The organism is Streptomyces sp. NPDC032822 (assembly GCF_055578825.1).
On sequence record NZ_JBVIOL010000009.1, the window covers coordinates 357,076 to 376,230 of the forward strand.

At 71.8% G+C, this 19,155-nt stretch carries 12 protein-coding genes; 9 read left to right on the forward strand and 3 right to left on the reverse strand.

The window, feature by feature from the left end; translation table 11 throughout:
• Positions 1-22: 22 nt before the first annotated feature.
• Together ACZ5VD_RS26635 and ACZ5VD_RS26640 are read right to left on the reverse strand one after the other, a co-directional pair.
• Positions 23-757 (reverse strand): ABC transporter permease, encoded by a 735-nt coding sequence (locus tag ACZ5VD_RS26635; RefSeq protein ID WP_468683540.1) that lies wholly within the window; start codon positions 755-757, stop codon positions 23-25.
• Positions 754-1,683, reverse strand: coding sequence for an ABC transporter ATP-binding protein (locus ACZ5VD_RS26640; protein WP_468683542.1), 930 nt, complete (start codon positions 1,681-1,683; stop codon positions 754-756). The genes ACZ5VD_RS26635 and ACZ5VD_RS26640 overlap by 4 nt, the downstream gene beginning before the upstream one ends.
• Positions 1,684-1,865: 182 nt before the next feature.
• Between ACZ5VD_RS26640 and ACZ5VD_RS26645 the strand changes: the two genes are divergently transcribed.
• The 7 genes from ACZ5VD_RS26645 to ACZ5VD_RS26675 all read left to right on the forward strand — a co-directional run bounded on the left by ACZ5VD_RS26645 (position 1,866) and on the right by ACZ5VD_RS26675 (position 14,044).
• On the forward strand, positions 1,866-3,737 hold the full coding sequence (locus ACZ5VD_RS26645) for an ABC transporter ATP-binding protein (protein WP_468683545.1): 1,872 nt from the start codon (positions 1,866-1,868) through the stop codon (positions 3,735-3,737).
• A complete protein-coding gene (locus tag ACZ5VD_RS26650) occupies positions 3,734-5,596 on the forward strand; it encodes an ABC transporter ATP-binding protein (RefSeq protein ID WP_468548748.1) in 1,863 nt (620 codons plus the stop codon). The genes ACZ5VD_RS26645 and ACZ5VD_RS26650 overlap by 4 nt, the downstream gene beginning before the upstream one ends.
• A 19-nt stretch (positions 5,597-5,615) precedes the next feature.
• Positions 5,616-7,388, forward strand: a complete 1,773-nt coding sequence (locus tag ACZ5VD_RS26655; RefSeq protein ID WP_468683548.1) for an ABC transporter ATP-binding protein — start codon at positions 5,616-5,618, stop codon at positions 7,386-7,388.
• Positions 7,385-9,154 carry an ABC transporter ATP-binding protein gene (locus tag ACZ5VD_RS26660; RefSeq protein WP_468683550.1) on the forward strand — a complete coding sequence of 590 codons (1,770 nt, stop codon included), beginning with the start codon at positions 7,385-7,387 and terminating at the stop codon, positions 9,152-9,154. The genes ACZ5VD_RS26655 and ACZ5VD_RS26660 overlap by 4 nt, the downstream gene beginning before the upstream one ends.
• A 270-nt stretch (positions 9,155-9,424) precedes the next feature.
• The gene (locus tag ACZ5VD_RS26665; RefSeq protein ID WP_468683551.1) at positions 9,425-11,482 is read left to right on the forward strand and encodes a M4 family metallopeptidase; all 2,058 of its coding nucleotides are present in this window, start codon (positions 9,425-9,427) and stop codon (positions 11,480-11,482) included.
• A 307-nt stretch (positions 11,483-11,789) separates the two neighbouring features.
• Complete coding sequence (locus ACZ5VD_RS26670; RefSeq protein ID WP_468548752.1) at positions 11,790-13,457, forward strand: M4 family metallopeptidase; 1,668 nt, start codon at positions 11,790-11,792, stop codon at positions 13,455-13,457.
• 68 nt (positions 13,458-13,525) lie between these two features.
• Positions 13,526-14,044, forward strand: coding sequence for a DUF1990 family protein (locus tag ACZ5VD_RS26675; protein WP_468548753.1), 519 nt, complete (start codon positions 13,526-13,528; stop codon positions 14,042-14,044).
• 22 nt (positions 14,045-14,066) lie between these two features.
• On the opposite strand, the gene ACZ5VD_RS26680 is transcribed toward ACZ5VD_RS26675, so the two are convergent.
• Positions 14,067-16,685, reverse strand: coding sequence for a glycosyltransferase family 1 protein (locus tag ACZ5VD_RS26680; RefSeq protein ID WP_468683553.1), 2,619 nt, complete (start codon positions 16,683-16,685; stop codon positions 14,067-14,069).
• Positions 16,686-16,970: 285 nt separating this feature from the next.
• Between ACZ5VD_RS26680 and ACZ5VD_RS26685 the strand changes: the two genes are divergently transcribed.
• Positions 16,971-18,170: a S8 family peptidase gene (locus tag ACZ5VD_RS26685; RefSeq protein WP_468548755.1), complete on the forward strand. Its 1,200-nt coding sequence runs from the start codon at positions 16,971-16,973 to the stop codon at positions 18,168-18,170.
• Between the two features lie 218 nt (positions 18,171-18,388).
• Positions 18,389-19,155: maltotransferase domain-containing protein (locus tag ACZ5VD_RS26690; RefSeq protein ID WP_468683555.1), on the forward strand; the 767-nt coding region annotated here is incomplete at its 3' end.

Below are 19,155 nucleotides of genomic sequence, written 5' to 3' on the forward strand. Positions count from 1 at the left end.
CCAGTCTGCACGGCCCCCACCCCTACTCCCAGCGGAACCAGCGCGACGCGGCGGCCGTGAGCAGGACGGTCCAGGCGACGAGGACGCCCAGCTGCGACCAGCTCGGCCAGTCGCCTGCCGCGGTCCGGTTCAGGGCCTCGGCGGCCGCGCCGAACGGGGTGTATCCGACGATCCGGGCCAGCACGTCCGGCATGGTCTGCACCGGCGCCCACACACCCGCGCAGAACATCGACGGGAAGAACACGGCCGAGCCGATCGCCCCCGCGATCTTCGTCGTCCGGGACAGCGCCGAGATCACCGCGCCCAGCGCGAGAGCGACCAGCACGGCCAGGACCAGGGCGAGCAGGTATCCGGGGAACTGCTCGGGCAGTCGTACGGCGAAGGCGAGCCGGCCGACGACGAGGGCGAGCAGCGCGGACAGCAGGGCGGCACCGCCGTAGACCACCATCTGGGCGGAGAGCAGGGCGGAGGGACGGACCGGGGTCGTGGCCATGCGGCGCAGGATGCCGCGCTCGCGGTAGCCGGTGAGGGTCTGCGGCATGGACTGGAGGCCGCCCACGATCAGGCCGAGGAGCACGGCCACGGGCACGTAGACGTCGATGGTCCGCAGACCGCCGAGGTCGGCCTCGTGGTGGCGGAAGGACGGGATCGAGCCGAGGATCACCAGCAGCAGGGTCGGGAACAGCAGGATCCAGAACAGCGCGCCGGGCTCGCGCCGGAAGAGGCGGACCTCGGTCCTCAGTACGGCGGTGCTCATGCCGCTGCCTCCTTCGTGGCGTCCTGTGCGGCGTCCTTCGTGAGGTCGAGGAACGCGTCGTCGAGCGTGGCGTCGGTGACACGGAGCTGGTGGGCGGTGATGTGGGTGCGGGCGAGGAGGGTGACGACGGCGTTGACGGTCTCGTCGGTGCCGGACAGGGTGACGCGGCCGTCCTTGTACTCGACCGACGCGAGTGCGGGCAGCGTGTTCAGGTCACGGTCGTCCAGCGGGGCGGACGGGGTGAAGCTGATGACGGTGGCACCCGCCGAGCGGCGGATCAGCCCGGCCGGGGTGTCCAGGGCGGCCACCCGCCCCTTGTCGATCACGGCGATCCGGTCGCACAGGCGCTGCGCCTCCTCCATGAAGTGGGTGACGAGGAGGACGGTGACGCCGTTCGCGCGGATGTCCTCGATGAGTTCCCAGGTGTCCCGGCGGGCGCGCGGGTCGAGGCCGGTGGTGAGTTCGTCGAGGACGACGATCCGGGGATCGCCGATCAGGGCCAGCGCGATGAACAGCCGCTGTTTCTGACCGCCGGAGAGCTTCGCGAACCGGGTGTCCGCCTTGGCGGTCAGGCCGAGGCGTTCGGCCAGGGGCCGCCAGTCGAGGGGGCGCGGATAGAGGGACGCGTACAGCTCCAGTGCCTCGCGGACGGTGAGCTTGGACTGCAGTTCGCTCTGCTGGAGCTGGGCGCCCAGGACCCGGCGGGTGGCCGCGCGGTCGGCGACCGGGTCGAGGCCGGTGACCCGGACCCGGCCCGCGTCGGGGATCCGGAGGCCCTCGACGCACTCGACGGTGGTGGTCTTGCCGGCGCCGTTCGGGCCGAGGACGCCGAAGATCTCGCCCTCCTCGACGGCGAAGGAGACGCCGTCGACGGCGGGTCGGCCGGCGTACGACTTGCGCAGATCGGTTACTTCGATGACGGGCATGGCCTCAGGGTCGCGGGGCGCGGGCCTCCCGGGCATCGGCCATCGCGCTCGAACCGGCATCAACCGATCGGCTGATGCGGCCGTACGACCCCTCGAACACGCAGGTCGTAGGACCAGCGGCCGATTCGGGTCCGCCAAAACTCGGTGGGCGTTGTCAGTGCCGATCCGTAGTCTCACTGCTGATGGCCACGACACCTGTCACCACCAAGGACTCCGAGAATCCCGAGCCGGCCGGGCGACCCGGCGACCGGTCGGCCGTGCGCTCCCTGTCGCGCCTGTGGCCGTACGTCCGGCCCGTGCGCACGCGGCTGTTCGTCGCCGCGTTCGTCGCCGTGCTCGCCTCCTGTGCGGGCCTTGTGATTCCGCTCGTCCTGAAGTGGATGGTGGACGGGCCGGTCGCCGACGGGGACTCCGCGGGGGTCTGGCTCGGCGCGCTGTACCTGCTGCTGCTCGGGCTCGCGGAGGCCTTGCTGTTCGGGCTGCGGAGGTGGCTGGTGGCCCGCCCGCTCGCGGGGGTCGAGGCGGGTATGCGGGCCGATCTGTACCGGCATCTCCAGCGGCTGCCGGTGGCCTTCCACGACCGGTGGGCCTCGGGCCAGCTGCTGTCCCGGGGCACCACGGACCTGATGCTGGTCCGCATGTTCCTCGCCTTCCCGCTGACGTTCCTGCTGGTCAACGGCGTGACGATCGTCATCGGCATGGTGATCATGTTGATCCAGGACTGGTCGCTCGGGCTGGTCATCCTCGGTCCCGCGATCCCCGTGATCGTGACCTGCGTGATCTTCGAGACCAAGTACACCGAGGTGGCGCGGCGGGCGCAGGACCAGGTCGGTGATCTGACGACGGTCGTCGAGGAGAGCGTCCTCGGTATCCGGATCATCAAGGGGTTCGGGCGGCACCGGAGCCAGTCCCGGGCGTTCCGGGAGCTGGCGCGGACGCTGCGGGGGACGGAGCTGCGCAAGGCCGGGCTGCTGGCGACGATCTGGGGCGTCATCGTGACGTTGCCGGAGGTGGCCATCGGGGCGGCGCTGGTGCTGGGGACGGTGCAGGTCGCGGACGGGGAGCTGTCGGCGGGGACGCTGGTCGCCTTCCTGTCGACCGCGCTCGCGCTGCGGTGGCCGGTCGACTCCATCGGCTTCCTGCTGGCGATGAGCCAGGAGGCGGCGACGGCGACGGAGCGGTACTTCGAGGTGATGGACGCGGAGCCCGAGTCCCGGGAAGCCGGGTCACGGGAGCCCGGGTCCAGGGAGCCCGGGTCCCGGAAGGCCGAGGCGCGGGCCACCGCCGTCGTCACACAGCGCTCCGAGCGCACCGGACTCCGGTTCCACGAGGTGTCGTTCCGCTATCCCGACGCCCCCGAGGACACCCTCCCCGTCCTGGACCGCGTCGACCTCCACATCCGTCCCGGCGAGTCCATGGCCCTGGTCGGTGCCACCGGAAGCGGCAAGACCACGCTCACCGCGCTCGTCCCGCGGCTGCACGAGGTGACGTCCGGACGGATCACCCTGGACGGCGACGACATCACGGCGATGTCCCGCGAGGAGCTGCGCGCGAAGGTCGCCGTCGCCTTCGAGGAGCCGACCCTGTTCTCCGCCGGTGTCGGCGACAACATCCTCATGGGCGCGCACGACGGCGCGGGGCGGGAGGAGTTGGAGCGGGCGCTGTCCGTCGCCCAGGCCGACTTCGTGTACGCGCTGCCGCAGGGCACCGACACCCAGGTCGGCGAGCAGGGGCTCAGTCTGTCGGGCGGGCAGCGGCAGCGGCTGGCGCTGGCCAGAGCCGTGGTCGGCCGGCCCCGGTTCCTGGTGCTCGACGACCCGCTGTCCGCGCTGGACGTGCACACCGAGGCGGCCGTGGAGGCGGCGCTGCGGGACGTCCTGTCTCAGACCACGGCCCTGATCGTGGCCCACCGCCCCTCGACGGTGCTGCTCGCCGACCGGGTCGCCCTGCTCTCCGCGGGGCGGATCACCGCCGTCGGCACCCACCAGGAACTGCTGCGCACGAACGCCGAGTACGCCCATCTGATGGCCGGAACCGAGGAGACAGCGCGATGACGGCGTCGGCGCCCCCCACCACCCCCGGCAAGGAACGGCCCGCCGAGGAACCCTCGTCCACCCGGCAGGACGACGCGTTCGACCGCGACGTCCTGCCCACGCCCCCGGGTGCCACCGGCGCCCTGCTGCGCTCCCTGCTGGCCCCCATGAAGGCCCGGGTCGCGATCACGACGCTTCTGCTGCTGCTCCAGCAGGGGGCCACCCAGGCGGGCCCGCTGCTGGTGGCGTACGCCATCGACAGGGGCGTGCCCGCGTTCCGGGACCACGACAACGGCCCGCTGGTCGCGGTGGGGGTCGGCTATCTGGTGTGCGCGCTCGCCGCCGGCGCCCTGCAGAGCGTGTTCGTGGTCGCCGCGGCCCGCGTCAACCAGGACGTGCTGCTGGACCTGCGGGGCCGGATCTTCCGGCACGCGCAGGCGCTGAGCGTCGACTTCCACGAGCGCTACACCTCGGGCCGCCTCATCTCCCGCTCCACCACGGACGTGGAGTCGCTGCGCGAGCTGCTCAACGAGGGCCTCCAGGAACTGGTCGGCGTCTTCCTGTCCTTCGCCTACATCTCGGCGCTGCTGCTCTGGCTGGACCTGGGGCTCGGCGCGGTGGCGGTGGCGTCGTTCGTGCCGCTGTATCTGCTGATCCGGCTCTACCGGCGGCGGGTGGGGAAGGTGTACCGGGTGCGGTCGACGGCCATCGCTGCCGTGATCGTGAAGTTCGTCGAGACGATGAACGGCATCCGGCCGGTGCGCGCCTTCCGCCGCGAGGCGGTCAACGACGCCGACTTCGAGGTGCTCAACTCCCGGCACGAGCGGGTCAACGGGGACGCGATCCTGGAGATGGCCCGCTATGTGATCGGCTCCCGGCTGGTCGCCAACACGTCGGTCGCGCTGATCGTGCTGTGGGGCGCGCACCGGGTGGCGGACGACTCGCTGGAGCTGGGCGTGCTGGCGGCGGCGGTGCTGTACCTGCGGCGGCTGTACGACCCGATCGACCGGCTCGGCATGTTCCTGAACTCCTACCAGTCGGCGGCGGCCTCGCTGGAGAAGATCGCCGGGCTGCTCGCCCAGACACCGTCCGTGCCGGAGCCCTCGGTGCCCCGGCAGCTTCCGCCCCTGGAGTCCGAACACCCCGGCCGCCAGGTCGTCTTCGACGAGGTCAGTTTCGGTTACCGCACCGGCGGGGAGGTCCTGCCCGGCTTCGATCTGACCCTGCCGGCCGGCCAGACGGTCGCGGTCGTCGGCTCGACCGGCGCCGGCAAGTCGACCCTGGCCAAGCTGCTCGCCCGGTTCTACGACCCCTCCGCCGGCCGGGTCCTGCTGGACGGCGTCGACCTGCGCGACCTGGCCGTGCCGGAGCTGCGGCGCGGGGTGGTCATGGTGACGCAGGAGGCGTTCCTGTTCTCCGGGACGGTCGCCGAGAACATCGCCATCGGACGGCCGGACGCCACCCGGGCGGAGATCGAGGAGGCCGCGAAGGCCATCGGCGCGCACGACTTCGTCAGCGCGCTGCCCGACGGCTACGACACGGACGTCCGCAAGCGGGGCGGCCGTATCTCCGCCGGTCAGCGCCAACTCGTGGCCTTCGCGCGGGCGTTGCTCGCCGACCCGGCCGTCCTGATCCTCGACGAGGCGACCAGCTCGCTCGACATCCCGGGCGAGCGGGCCGTGCAGCGCGCGATGGCGACGGTGCTGAAGGGCCGGACGGCCGTGGTCATCGCGCACCGGCTGTCGACCGTCGAGATCGCCGACCGGGTCCTGGTGATGGAGCACGGCCGGATCGTCGAGGACGGCACCCCGGCCGAGCTGATCGCGGGTACCGGCCGGTTCGCGGACCTGCACCGGGCGTGGCGGGACAGTCTGGCGTGAGCGACCAGGGAGACGGCAAGTGATCGACGCGTACGAGGATCCCGGCACGCCCGACCGGCGGGGCGGCGGCCGGTATCTGTGGTGGCTGGTGAGGTGCCAGTCCGGCCGGTCCGCGGCCGGGGCGCTGCTGGGCAGTACCTGGATGGTGCTGCTGGCGGCCACGCCGTACCTGATGGCGCGGGCGATCGACGACGGTCTTGAGCCGGGCGACATGGGCGCGCTGGTCGGCTGGAGTGTCGCCCTGTTCGCGGTGGGGTCGTTCAACGCCTGGCTGAGCGTCATGCGGCACCGCACGATGACCCGGGTGCGGATGGACGCCAACTTCCGCACGGTCAAGGTCGTCGTCGGCCAGGCGGTCCGGCTGGGCGCCGCGCTGCCCGGGCGGGCCGGGGCCGGGGAGGTCGTCACGATCGGGGTGGGCGACGTGCAGACGATCAGCCAGGCGCTGACCGTCGTCGGGCCCGGGGTCGGCGCGGTCGTCGCCTATCTGGTGGTCGCCGGGCTGCTGCTGTCGGTGTCGACGCTCATCGCGGTGGTCGTGCTGCTCGGCATCCCGGTCATCGTCGTCCTCGTCGGGCCGCTGCTCACCCGGCTCCAGGGCACCGAGACGGAGTACCGGGAGCGGCAGGGCGTGCTCACCGCGCGGATCGCCGACCTCTCGGGCGGGCTGCGGGTCCTCAACGGGCTGGGCGGCAAGGGGCTGTTCGCCGACGCCTTCCACCAAGACTCGCAGCGGCTGCGCTCGCAGGGATACCGGGTCGGGGCGGTGACCAGCTGGGTGCAGGCGCTCGGGGTGGGGCTGCCGACGCTGTTCCTGGCCGTCGTGACCTGGCTGGCGGCCCGGCTGGCCGCCCAGGGGGCCATCACGGTGGGCGAGTTGGTGTCGGTGTACGGCTATGTGGCGGTGCTGGTGGGGCCGGTCGCGTTCTGGGTGGAGTGCGGCTACCAGATCAGCCGGGGGCTGGTGGCGGCCCGGCGGGTCGTAGGGTTCCTGCGGCTGGAGCCGCTGGAGGACGCCGGGATCCGGGACGCGCCCGCGGAGCCCTCGGTGCTGCACGACCCCGACTCGGGTGTACGGGTGCTGCCGGGGCGGCTGACGGCGCTGGCCGGCGCCCGCCCCGCCGACACCGCGATCGTGCTCGACCGTCTCGGCCGGTATGTGCCGTCGGCGGCGACCTGGGGCGGGGTGCCGCTGGACGAGATCGTGCTGGCCCAGGTCAGAGAGCGGATCCTGGTCGCCGACCACGAGTCCGACCTGTTCGCGGGCACCCTGCGCGAACAGCTCGGCGGCGGGGACGACGAGGAGCGGGTCGCCCGGGCCGTGCGGGCGGCCGTCGCCGACGACATCGTGCAGGGCCTGCCGGACGGGCTCGACTCGGTGATCGACGCGCAGGGCCGCAACCTGTCCGGCGGGCAGCGACAGCGGGTACGGCTGGTGCGGGCGCTGCTCGCCGACCCCGAGGTGCTGCTCGCCGTGGAGCCCACCTCGGCACTGGACGCCCACACCGAGGCCCGGGTGGCCGAACGGCTGCGGGCCGCCCGCGCGGACCGTACGACGGTCCTCACGACCACGTCCCCGCTCGTCCTGGACCGGGCCGACATCGTGCTCCACCTGGTCGACGGGAAGGTCGCGGCCACCGGGAGCCACCGCGAACTGCTGGAGCGGGAACCGGAGTACCGGGCACTGGTGGCACGGGACGCCGGAACCACCGAAGACCCAGCCGACACAGCGGGCACGGAAGAGACAGAGGACGCCGCGCACGCGGCCGACGCCGAGGAGGCCCTACGGTGACCGGCTCCGCCCCCGCCGGGCAGCTGCCCGTCGCCGGACCGGCCGAGGTGCGGCGGGCCTCGGTGCGGCTGGTGAGGGCCGACCGGCGGGCGTTCACGGTGGTGCTCGCGCTGAACGCGCTGGCGGCCGGCGTCGGGCTGGCCGGCCCGTGGCTGCTCGGGCGGATCATCGACGACGTGCGGGGCGGGGGCGGGGTGTCGGCCGTGGACCGGCTGGCCTGGGCCCTCCTGGTGTGTTCGCTGGCCCAGTTGCTGCTGGCCCGGTGGGCGCGGTACGTGGGGCACCGGTTCGGGGAGCGGACGCTGGCGCGGGTGCGCGAGGAGTTCGTGGACCGCACGCTGGCGCTGCCCGCGTCGGTGGTGGAGCGGGCCGGCACCGGCGATCTGACGGCGCGCGGCACCGCCGACGTGGCCACGGTCGGCACCACGCTGCGTGACGCCGGTCCCGAACTGCTCATCAACTCGGTGCAGTTCCTGTTCGCGCTGGTCGCGGTGTTCGTGATCGACCCGCTGCTCGGCGCGGTCGGTGTGCTGGGTCTGACGCCGATCTGGTTCGCCCTGCGCTGGTATCTGCGCCGGGCCCGGGACGGCTATCTCGCGGAGGGCGCGGCCGTCTCGGAGGTCGCCGAGGTCGTCGCGGCGACCGCGTCGGGCGCGCGTACGGTCGAGGCGCTCCGGATGGAGGAGCGGCGGATCCGGGCGAGCCGGGAGGTCGTCGAGAGGTCCCGGCGCACCCGCTTCCACACCCTGTATCTGCGGACCGTGTTCTTCCCGGCGGTGGAGGTGTCGTATCTGATCCCCGTGGCCGGGGTGCTGGTGATCGGCGGGATGCTGCACGCGCGCGGGGCGATGAGCCTGGGTGCCGTGGTGGCGGCGGCCCTGTATCTGCGGCAGTTGGAGTCGCCGCTCGACCAGATCCTGGTGCGGGTGGAGCAACTGCAGAGCAGTGGGGCCTCGTTCGCCCGGGTGGAGGGGCTGGCCGGGGCTCCGCGGGCCGCCGCGGTGGACGCGCCCGTCCCGGTGGGCGACCTGATCGAGGTGAGCGGTGTGCGCTACGCGTACGAGCGGGGCGGCGAGGTGCTGCGCGGGGTCGATCTGACCGTGCGTCCCGGGGAGCGGCTGGCGGTCGTCGGCCCGTCCGGCGCCGGCAAGACCACGCTGAGCCGGCTGCTGGCGGGCGTGGACGCGCCGAGCACCGGCACGGTGACGGTCGGCGGGGTGCCCGTCGTGGGCCTGGACCCCGAGCAACTGCGCCGCCAGGTCGTCCTGGTCACCCAGGAGCACCATGTCTTCCTGGGCACGGTCCGCGACAACCTGTTGATCGCGGAGCCCTCCGCGACGGACGACGCCCTGTGGTCCGCGCTGGCGGCGGTCGGCGCGCAGAGGTGGGTACGGGAGCTGCCCGACGGTCTCGACACGGCACTCGGCGAGGGGAGTCGGCGTCCGGACGGATCGCAGGCCCAGCAACTCGCCCTCGCCCGGGTCGTGCTGGCCGACCCGCACACCCTGATCCTCGACGAGGCCACCGCCCTGCTGGACCCGACGACCGCCCGGCACACCGAGCGCGCCCTGGCCGCCGTACTGGAGGGCCGTACGGTCATCGCCATCGCCCACCGTCTGCACACGGCTCACGACGCCGACCGGGTGGCCGTGATGGAGGACGGGTTGCTGACCGAACTGGGTACGCACGACGAGCTGGTGACGGCGGGCGGGGCGTACGCGGCGCTGTGGGGGTCGTGGCACGGAGACCGGCCACCGTCTGCCTGATGACCCCCGGGCAAAAGGTCCGTATACCGAACATGAACCCCCGGCCATCGAACGATTTCCGGCCAACTTCATGACGCGGTCCTGACAGAAACCGCCATCTCCTGCGACTCTTCCCACGGCCACTCCACAGCAACCTCACAAGTTGCACCGCTGTGTCACGGCCCGAGCTCCCGCACGAGGTTTCACGCACCGCCCCTGATCTGCCCGGACGGCCCACCCGCCGACCGGTCTCCCCTGGCCGCGTGACCCGCGGCCGCGCAGAAGGAGTCAGTGTTGAGAACTTCCTCCCACAGACGCACCCCCCACACCAGCACCACCTCGCGCCGCAGGGCCGCCGCCGTGGCCCTCGTCGGCGTCTCCGCCCTGATCGCCGCGGCCGTCCAGTCGGGCGCCGCCACCGCAGCCCCGGAGAAGGCACCGTCGGCCGCGGGCAAGGTCATACCGGGCGCCGAGTCGGTCAAGCTCACCCCCGCCCAGCGGGCCGCCCTGATCCGCACGGCCGACGCCGGCAAGGCCAGCACCGCGAAGGAACTGGGCCTGGGCGCCAAGGAGAAGCTGGTCGTCCGTGACGTCCTCAAGGACGGCGACGGCACGCTCCACACCCGCTACGAGCGCACCTACGACGGCCTGCCCGTCCTCGGCGGCGACCTCGTCGTGGAGAGCACGAAGGCCGACGCGACCGACGCCGTCGTCAAGGCCACCCGGGCCGCCATCAAGCCGGCGACGACCACGGCCAGGCTGTCCGCGGCCAAGGCCGAGACGCAGGCGCTGAAGGCCGCGAAGGCGGAGGACGCCAAGAGCCCCGACGTCAACCGCGCCCCGCGCAAGGTGATCTGGGCGGCCGACGGAAAGCCGACGCTGGCCTACGAGACGGTCGTGGGCGGGTTCCAGCACGACGGCACCCCGCAGGAGCTGCACGTCGTCACCGACGCGGCGACCGGCGCGAAGCTGTATGAGTGGGAGGCGATCGAGACCGGCACCGGCAACACGGTGTACAGCGGCGCGGTCACCCTCGGCACCACGCAGTCCGGGTCGACGTACAACCTCACGGACGGCACCCGCGGCGGCCACAAGACGTACAACCTCAACCGCGGCACCTCCGGCACCGGCACCCTGTTCTCCGGCCCCGACGACATCTGGGGCAACGGCAGCCCCTCGAACCTGGAGTCGGCGGCGGCGGACGCGCACTACGGGGCCGCGCTGACCTGGGACTACTACAAGAACGTGCACGGGCGCAGCGGTATCCGCGGCGACGGCGTCGGCGCCTACTCGCGGGTCCACTACGGCAACAACTACATCAACGCGTTCTGGTCGGACAGCTGCTTCTGCATGACGTACGGCGACGGTTCGGGCAACGCCAACCCGCTGACGTCGATCGACGTGGCCGCGCACGAGATGACCCACGGGCTCACCTCCAACACGGCCGGGCTCAACTACAGCGGCGAGTCCGGCGGTCTGAACGAGGCGACCTCCGACATCTTCGGCTCGACCGTCGAGTTCTACGCCAACAACTCCTCCGACGTCGGTGACTACCTCATCGGCGAGGAGATCGACATCAACGGCGACGGCACCCCGCTGCGCTACATGGACAAGCCGAGCAAGGACGGCTCGTCCAAGGACAGTTGGTACTCCGGCATCGGCTCGGTCGACGTGCACTACTCCTCGGGCCCGGCCAACCACTTCTTCTATCTGCTGAGCGAGGGCAGCGGCGCCAAGACCATCAACGGCGTCAGCTACAACTCGGCGACCTCGGACGGCCTTCCGGTCACCGGCATCGGCCGGGACAAGGCGGAGAAGATCTGGTTCCGCGCGCTGACCACGAAGTTCACCTCGACCACCAACTACGCGGCGGCCCGCACCGGCACGCTCGCGGCGACGGGTGAGCTGTACGGCACCACGAGTGCCGAGTACAAGGCCGTGCAGGACGCCTGGGCCGGCATCGCGGTCGGCGCGCGTCCCGGCGGCGGTGGCGGTGGCGGCACCTCCTTCGAGAACACGGCGGACGTATCGATTCCGGACAACGGAGCGGCGGTCACCTCGCCGATCACCGTGTCCGGGCGGACCGGCAACGCGCCCTCGAACCTCGCGGTGGCGGTCGACATCGTGCACACCTACATCGGTGACCTCCAGGTCCAGCTGGTCGCCCCCGACGGCACGGCGTACACGCTGAAGGCGTACGGCACCGGCGGCAGCACGGACAACCTGAACACCACGTACACGGTGAACGCGTCCTCCGAGGTCGCCAACGGGACCTGGCAGTTGAGGGTCCAGGACAACGCGGCGCAGGACACCGGCCGCATCAACTCCTGGAAGCTCACCTTCCCGTAGGCACCACCCTTGCTCCCGTAGGCACGACCCCCCACGAGCAGGCGCCGTCCCGGTGGTTCGAATCCCCGGGACGGCGCCTCCTTTTTTGCCCATTCCATGCCGCCGCCTGGTTGGCGCTTTGCCCAGGTCACGTGGGTTTACATGCCCGCAATGTTCACCTGGACGTCGACTTTCGGCCAACATCACCTGGGGGTCCTGACATGTACGCGCCCCCAATGCCACTCTTCCCTCACCCGCCGCACAACTTCACCACCACCCCGGCCAGTCGCCCCACGACTGCCCGGAACTCCCCCACCAAGGAGCTTGTGTGACCCCCATCTACGCGCGTCACAAGCGGACCACGCTGGCGATCGCCACCACCGTCGCCGCCGGAGCCCTGCTCACCACCGGTCTGACCGCCGTCAGCGCCTCCGCGCAGACCCCCACGGACAGCACCGCCGCCGCCAAGCCGCTCGCCGCGCCGACCACGCTCGCCCCGGCCGCCCGCACCGCGCTCATCCAGAAGCAGCAGGACGCGGCGACCGACACCGCCCAGGAGATAGGCCTCGGCGCCAAGGAGAAACTGGTCGTCAGAGACGTCGTCAAGGACGCCGACGGCACGGTCCACACCCGCTACGAGCGCACCTACGCGGGCCTGCCCGTCCTCGGTGGCGACCTGGTCGTCCACGAGTCGAAGGCCGGCGCGACCCAGGGCGTCACCAAGGCGACGAAGAACACCATCAAGGTCGCCTCCCTCAAGCCGGCCCTCTCCACGGCCAAGGCGGAGAAGCAGGCGCTGACCCTCGCCAAGGACGCGGGCTCGGACAGGACCGAGGCCAGCGACGCGCCCCGCAAGGTGATCTGGGCCGGCAACGGCAGCAAGCCGACCCTCGCCTACGAGACCGTCGTCGGCGGCTTCCAGGAGGACGGCACCCCGAACGAGCTGCACGTCGTCACCGACGCCGCCACCGGCAAGAAGCTCTTCGAGTACCAGGGCATCGAAACCGGCACCGGCAAGAGCGTGTACTCGGGCACCGTCACCCTCGGCACCTACCTGTCGGGGTCGACGTACCAGCTGTACGACACCTCGCGCGGCGGCCACAAGACGTACAACAAGGCCCGCAGCACCAGCTCCTCGGCCGGCACGCTGTTCACGGACGCCGACGACACCTGGGGCACCGGCGCCGCCTCCAGCTCGTCCACCGACCAGAGCGCGGCCGTCGACGCCGCCTACGGCGCCCAGACCACCTGGGACTTCTACAAGAACACCTTCGGCCGCAGCGGCATCAAGAACAACGGCGTCGCCGCCTACTCCCGCGTCCACTACGGCAACGCGTACGTCAACGCGTTCTGGGACGACAGCTGCTTCTGCATGACGTACGGCGACGGCGAGGGCAACACCAAGCCGCTCACCTCGCTCGACGTCGCCGGGCACGAGATGACGCACGGCGTCACCTCCAACACGGCGGGCCTGAACTACTCCGGCGAGTCCGGCGGCCTGAACGAGGCCACCTCGGACATCTTCGGCACGGCCGTCGAGTTCTACGCGGCGAACTCCAAGGACGTCGGTGACTACCTCATCGGCGAGAAGATCAACATCAACGGCGACGGCACCCCGCTGCGCTACATGGACCAGCCGAGCAAGGACGGCTCCTCGGCCAACTACTGGTCGTCGACGCTGAAGAACCTCGACGTCCACTACTCGTCCGGTCCCGCGAACCACTTCTTCTTCCTCCTCTCCGAGGGCAGTGGCTCCAGGACCATCAACGGGGTCAGCTACAACTCCCCGACGTACAACAGCTCCACGCTCACCGGCATCGGACGCGCCAAGGCCGTCCAGATCTGGTACAAGGCGCTGACCGAGTACTTCACGTCGACCACCACGTACGCGGGCGCCCGCACCGGCACCCTCAGCGCGGCGGCGGCCCTGTACGGCTCCACCAGCACCGAGTACAAGGCGGTCGCGGCGGCCTGGTCCGCGATCAACGTGAGCTAGTCCGACAGCGGGACGCGGGCGGCACCCGGGACGAAGGCATTCCCGGGTGCCGCCCTACTCTTGGTGCCATGTACTCGGCGGACTTCACGTACAACCACGTCGGCGCGACCCGTGAGAACGGCTTCTGCCCGCCCGGCTTCCACCCCCTGCACGTACGTTCCCGCGTCGGGGAGGGCCAGGAAGTCTTCCACCGAGCCTCCGAAGCGGTCCTGACCTGGGAGATGCACCGCGAACTGGGCGTCGGCGTCACCACGAGCGCGGACCGCGCCGCCCCCGAGGTCGACGTCACCCTCGTCCTCGCCGGCCTGATAAAGGCCCCCTGCCGCGTGGTCTGGACCGTCGAGGAACCCCGCCGCATCGGCTGGGCCTACGGCACCCTGCCCGGCCACCCCGAGTGCGGCGAGGAGTCCTTCGTCGTGGACCGCACCGGCGACGGCACGGTCTGGCTGACGATCTCCGCGTTCAGCCGGAGCGCCAAGTGGTACTCCCGCGCGGGCGGCCCGGCGACCCGGGGTATCCAGCACGCCTACGCCCGCCGGTGCGGGGCGGTGCTGCGCCGGCTGTGCGCGCCGGTCGAGAAGATCTGAGCCGCCGACGCACCCGGCCGCCTCACCGCATCAGCACACCCGCCTCCTCCACCCCGTCCTCCGAAGGCACCGCCAGCAGGCCCAACTCCGCGCCCGAAGCCAGCAGTCGGTGCGCGGGCAGGATACGGACCGTGTAGCCGTACGGCCCGGTACGGTCCAGGGCGAGCGGACCCTCGTACACCCACCGCCCCTCCGCGTCCGGTCCGCCCACCGCTTTCAGGGGGACCGTCGTGGCGTCGGTGATGCGGTCCTCCTCGTCGACCCGGCCGGAGACCGCCTGCACCTCGACGTCCTCGGGGGCGAGCCCGCCGAGGCCGACCCGGACCCGGAGCCCGAGGGTGGTACCGAGTTCGGCGGTGACCGTGGCGACACCCGTCTCGACGTGGTCGACACTCACCCCGTGCCAGGCGGAGCGCACCCGCGACTTCCACCGGGCCAGTTCCCGGGCGGTGTCGGGGACCATCGCGCGGTGGGCGTGCGCGGCCGGGGTGTAGAGCCGCTCCACGTACTCGCGGACCATGCGCCCGGCCAGCACCTTGGGGCCGAGCAGGGTCAGGGTCTGGCGGACCATCTCGATCCAGCGGTCGGGCAGTCCGCCCTGTCCGTGCTCGTAGAAGCGCGGGGTGACCCGCTGTTCCAGCAGGTCGTAGAGGGCGCCGGCCTCGATGTCGTCGCGCCGGTCGGCATCCGTGCCGACACCGTCGGCGGTGGGCACCGACCAGCCGAAGTCGGGCTGGAACCACTCGTCCCACCAGCCGTCCAGGACGGACAGGTTGAGACAGCCGTTCAGCGCGGCCTTCATCCCGCTCGTGCCGCACGCCTCCAGCGGACGCAGCGGGTTGTTCAGCCAGATGTCGCAGCCCGGGTAGAGCTTCTGCGCCATCGCCATGCCGTAGTCCGGCAGGAACACGATCCGGTGCCGCACCCGCGGGTCGTCCGCGAACCGCACCAGCTCCTGCACCAGCCGCTTCCCGCCGTCGTCCGCCGGGTGCGCCTTGCCCGCCACCACGATCTGGATCGGCCGCTCGGCGTGCAGCAGCAGGTCCATCAGCCGGTCCCGGTCGCGCAGCATCAACGTCAGCCGCTTGTACGACGGGACGCGCCGCGCGAACCCGATGGTGAGGACGTCCGGGTCGAGCACCCCGTCGATCCATCCCAACTCGGCCGTTCCCGCGCCGCGTTGCCGCCAGGAGGCACGCAGCCGCTCCCGGACCTCCGTGACCAGTTGCTCGCGCAGGTCGCGACGGAGCTCCCAGATGTCCTGGTCGGGGATGTCGGCGACCGCGTCCCAGCGCTCCGAGCCGCCGACGGTCATCGCGTCCTCGGTGCGCTGGGCGCCGATCTGCCGGGCGCCGAGCCGGAAGACCTCCGGGGCGACCCAGGTCGGGGCGTGCACCCCGTTGGTCACGGAGGTGATCGGCACCTCCTCGGGGTCGAATCCGGGCCAGAGTCCCGAGAACATCTCCCGGCTGACCTTGCCGTGCAGCAGGGAGACCCCGTTGGCGCGCTGGGCGAGGCGCAGGCCCATCACCGCCATGTTGAACAGGTTGGGTTCGCCGCCGGGGTAGGTCTCCATGCCCAGTTGCAGGACCCGTCCGACGTCGATGCGCGGGAGTTCGGCGTCGGGGCCGAAGTGCCGGGCGACCAGTTCGCGGTCGAAGCGGTCGATGCCGGCCGGGACGGGGGTGTGCGTGGTGAAGACGGTCCCGGCCCGGACCGCTTCGAGGGCGGAGTCGAACTCCTGCCCCTCGGAGCACAGTTCGGCGATCCGCTCCAGGCCGAGGAAGCCGGCGTGCCCCTCGTTGGTGTGGAACACCTCGGGTCCGGCATGGCCGGTGAGCGCGCAGTACGTCCGTACCGCCCGGACCCCTCCTATGCCGAGCAGCATCTCCTGCAGCAGCCGGTGCTCACTGCCGCCGCCGTACAGCCGGTCGGTCACCCCGCGTTCGCCGAGGTCGTTCTCCTCGACGTCGGAGTCCAGCAGCAGCAGCGGCACCCGGCCGACCTGGGCCAGCCAGATCCTGGCGTGCAGCTGCCGGCCGCCGGGCAGGGCCAGGGAGACCCGGGCGGGGGTGCCGTCGGCTTCCTTGAGCTGGGCGACGGGCAGTTCGTTCGGGTCGAGCACCGGGTAGTGCTCCTGCTGCCAGCCGTCCCGGGACAGGGACTGGCGGAAGTAGCCGTGCCGGTAGAGCAGCCCGACGCCGATGAGCGGGACGCCGAGGTCGCTGGCCGCCTTCAGATGGTCGCCGGCGAGGATGCCGAGGCCGCCGGAGTACTGGGGCAGGGCGGCCGTGATGCCGAACTCGGGTGAGAAGTAGGCGACGGCTGCGGGCAGTCCGGCGGACTGCACCTGGTACCAGCGGGCGCCGGTGACGTAGTCGTTCAGGTCGTCGGCGGCCGCGGTGAGCCGGCGCAGGAAGCGGCGGTCCTGGGCCAGTTCGGCGAGGCGCGCGGGAGGCACGCTGCCGAGCAGCCGGACCGGGTCGCAGCCGGCGGCGGCCCAGCGCTCGGGGTCGACGGACTGGAAGAGATCGCGGGTCTCCGCATGCCAGGACCAGCGCAGGTTGCGCGCCAGATCGCTGAGCGGCCGGAGGGGTTCGGGGAGCACGGGTCGGACGGTGAATCGACGGATCGCCTTCACATTCCACCTCAAGCGGGCGTACGGAAGAGGACGCACGGCGGTGTGCGTCCCGTCGTCAGCCTCGACGGTATCGGGGACCGGGCCCTCCTCACCACGACGCCTCCCCCGACGGGGCTCGTGTCACCCACCCCACCCGATAACCCGATATGGCCGATTCCACCCCCGTAGGCGTCCTTGTGGCACTTCACCCCGCACGAGAGGCTGCCAGTGGCGTACCGGCCCGGGAAGCCGCGCATGTGGTGCCCCCGGCCGTCGTATGCCGAGTTGAGGAGGGGGTACACAGCCATGGCACGGACGCGAACACGGCGTCTGCGCGTGGCGGGGGGCCTGATCGCGGTGACCTGTGCCGCGACGCTTTCGGCCATCACCCTGCCCGCGCACGCCGTACCGGAGGGGCGGATACTCGGCGCCGGACAACCCGGATCCGTCGTCGGAAGTTACCTGGTGACACTTGAGGGAGGAACAACCCCCCGGTCGGCGGCCGGAAAGGGCCTCGCCGAGACGTACGGGGCGAAAATCAGCCATACCTACGACACGGTCCTGAACGGTTACGCCGTCCGGGTCGACGCGAGACGGGCCAGGCAACTCGCGGCGGATCCGCGCGTCGCCTCGGTCGTCCAGGACACCCGGGTGACGCTGGACCGCGTCCAGAGGAACCCGCCGTCCTGGGGCCTGGACCGCGTCGACCAGAAGAGCCTGCCGCTGGACAGGAACTACACCTGGCCCGACTCCGCGGGGGCGGGGGCCACGGTGTACGTCATCGACACCGGCATCCGTATCGGCCACCAGGACTTCGGCGGCCGGGCGAGCTACGGCTGGGACTTCGTCGACGGCGACAAGAGCGCCGGCGACGGCAACGGTCACGGCACCCATGTCGCCGGCACGGCCGTCGGCACCAGGTACGGCATCGCCAAGAAGGCCAAGGTCGTGGCCGTGCGCGTGCTCGACAACGCGGGCGCGGGCACCACCGCCCAGGTCATCGCCGGCATCGACTGGGTCACCCGGAACGCGAGGAAACCGGCGGTCGCCAACCTCAGTCTGGGCGGCTACCACAACGCCCAACTGGACGCCGCCGTACGCGCCTCCATCGCGTCCGGTGTGACGTACACGGTCGCCGCGGGCAATGACGGGCGGCCCGCCTCGCTCTACTCCCCGGCGGACGTCCGGGAGGCGATCACCGTCGGCGCCACCGACAGGAAGGACGCCAGGGCGGGCTTCTCCAACCACGGCTCCGCCCTCGACCTGTTCGCGCCGGGCGTCTCCATCACCTCGGCGGCCATCGCGAGCAACACCGCCACCGCCACCTCTTCCGGTACGTCGATGGCGTCGCCGCACGCGGCGGGCGTGGCCGCGCTCTATCTCGGAACCCACCGAACGGCCACTCCGGCCCAGGTCGGCAAGGCACTTGTCGCCGGGGCGGCGTCCGGAAAGGTCTCCGGCCGGGGGCTCGGATCACCGAACAAACTGGTGCAGGTGGCACGCTGAAGGGGGGCTGACACGCGCACCGGCCCCGTTCGGCCTGAACGGGGCCGGTCCTGTGGGCAGACATACGCGGGAGTAGTTAACAAACTGCCGGATTGCTCACCCGAATAGGGTGGGAAGGCTCCTCCGGTACACCCCTCTGGCAGATCCCAGGGACACCACGCAGGACCCACCTCCCCACAGCCATCCGCCCACCCACGTTGACGCGGACAGGAGCGGTCATGCCCGCCACGCACCACTCGTCAGCACGCCCGACACCGAGCGCCGAAGCAGTACCCGTGCACTCGGCCGACGCCGGCCCGCCGGCCCCGGAGCCACCCTCCGCGGACGACGCCGGTGGCACCGGTGACACCTGCACCCTCGGCGACATCACCGACATCGGGCGGATCCCCGTCCTCGACGTCCGCCCGGTCGTACGGCACGGACGCAGGCCAGCCAAGTCCGTCACCGGCGAGACCTTCGAGGTCTCGGCCACCGTGTTCCGCGAGGGCCACGACGCCGTCGCCGCCAACGTCGTCCTTCGGGATCCGGAGGGCCGGCCGGGCCGCTGGACCCCGATGCGCGAACTGGCCCCCGGCACCGACCGCTGGGGCGCCGAGGTCACGGCCGGCGCCCCCGGCCACTGGACGTACACCGTGGAGGCCTGGGGCGATCCCGTCAGCACCTGGCGGCACCATGCCCGGATCAAGATCCCGGCGGGCATGGACACCGAACTGGTCCTGGAGGAGGGCGCCCGGCTCCACGAACGGGCCGCCGCGGGCGTCCCCAAGAAGGGCAAACGGCAGGTTCTCCTCGCCGCCGTCGCGGCCCTGCGCGACGAGACCCGGCCCGCCGCGACCCGCCTGGCCGCGGCGTTGACGCCGGAGGTCGACGCGGTGCTGGCCCGGTATCCGCTGCGGGAGTTCGTGACGGCGTCGGAGACGTTGCCGTTGCTGGTGGAGCGGGAGCGGGCGTTGTTCGGCTCGTGGTACGAGTTCTTCCCCCGTTC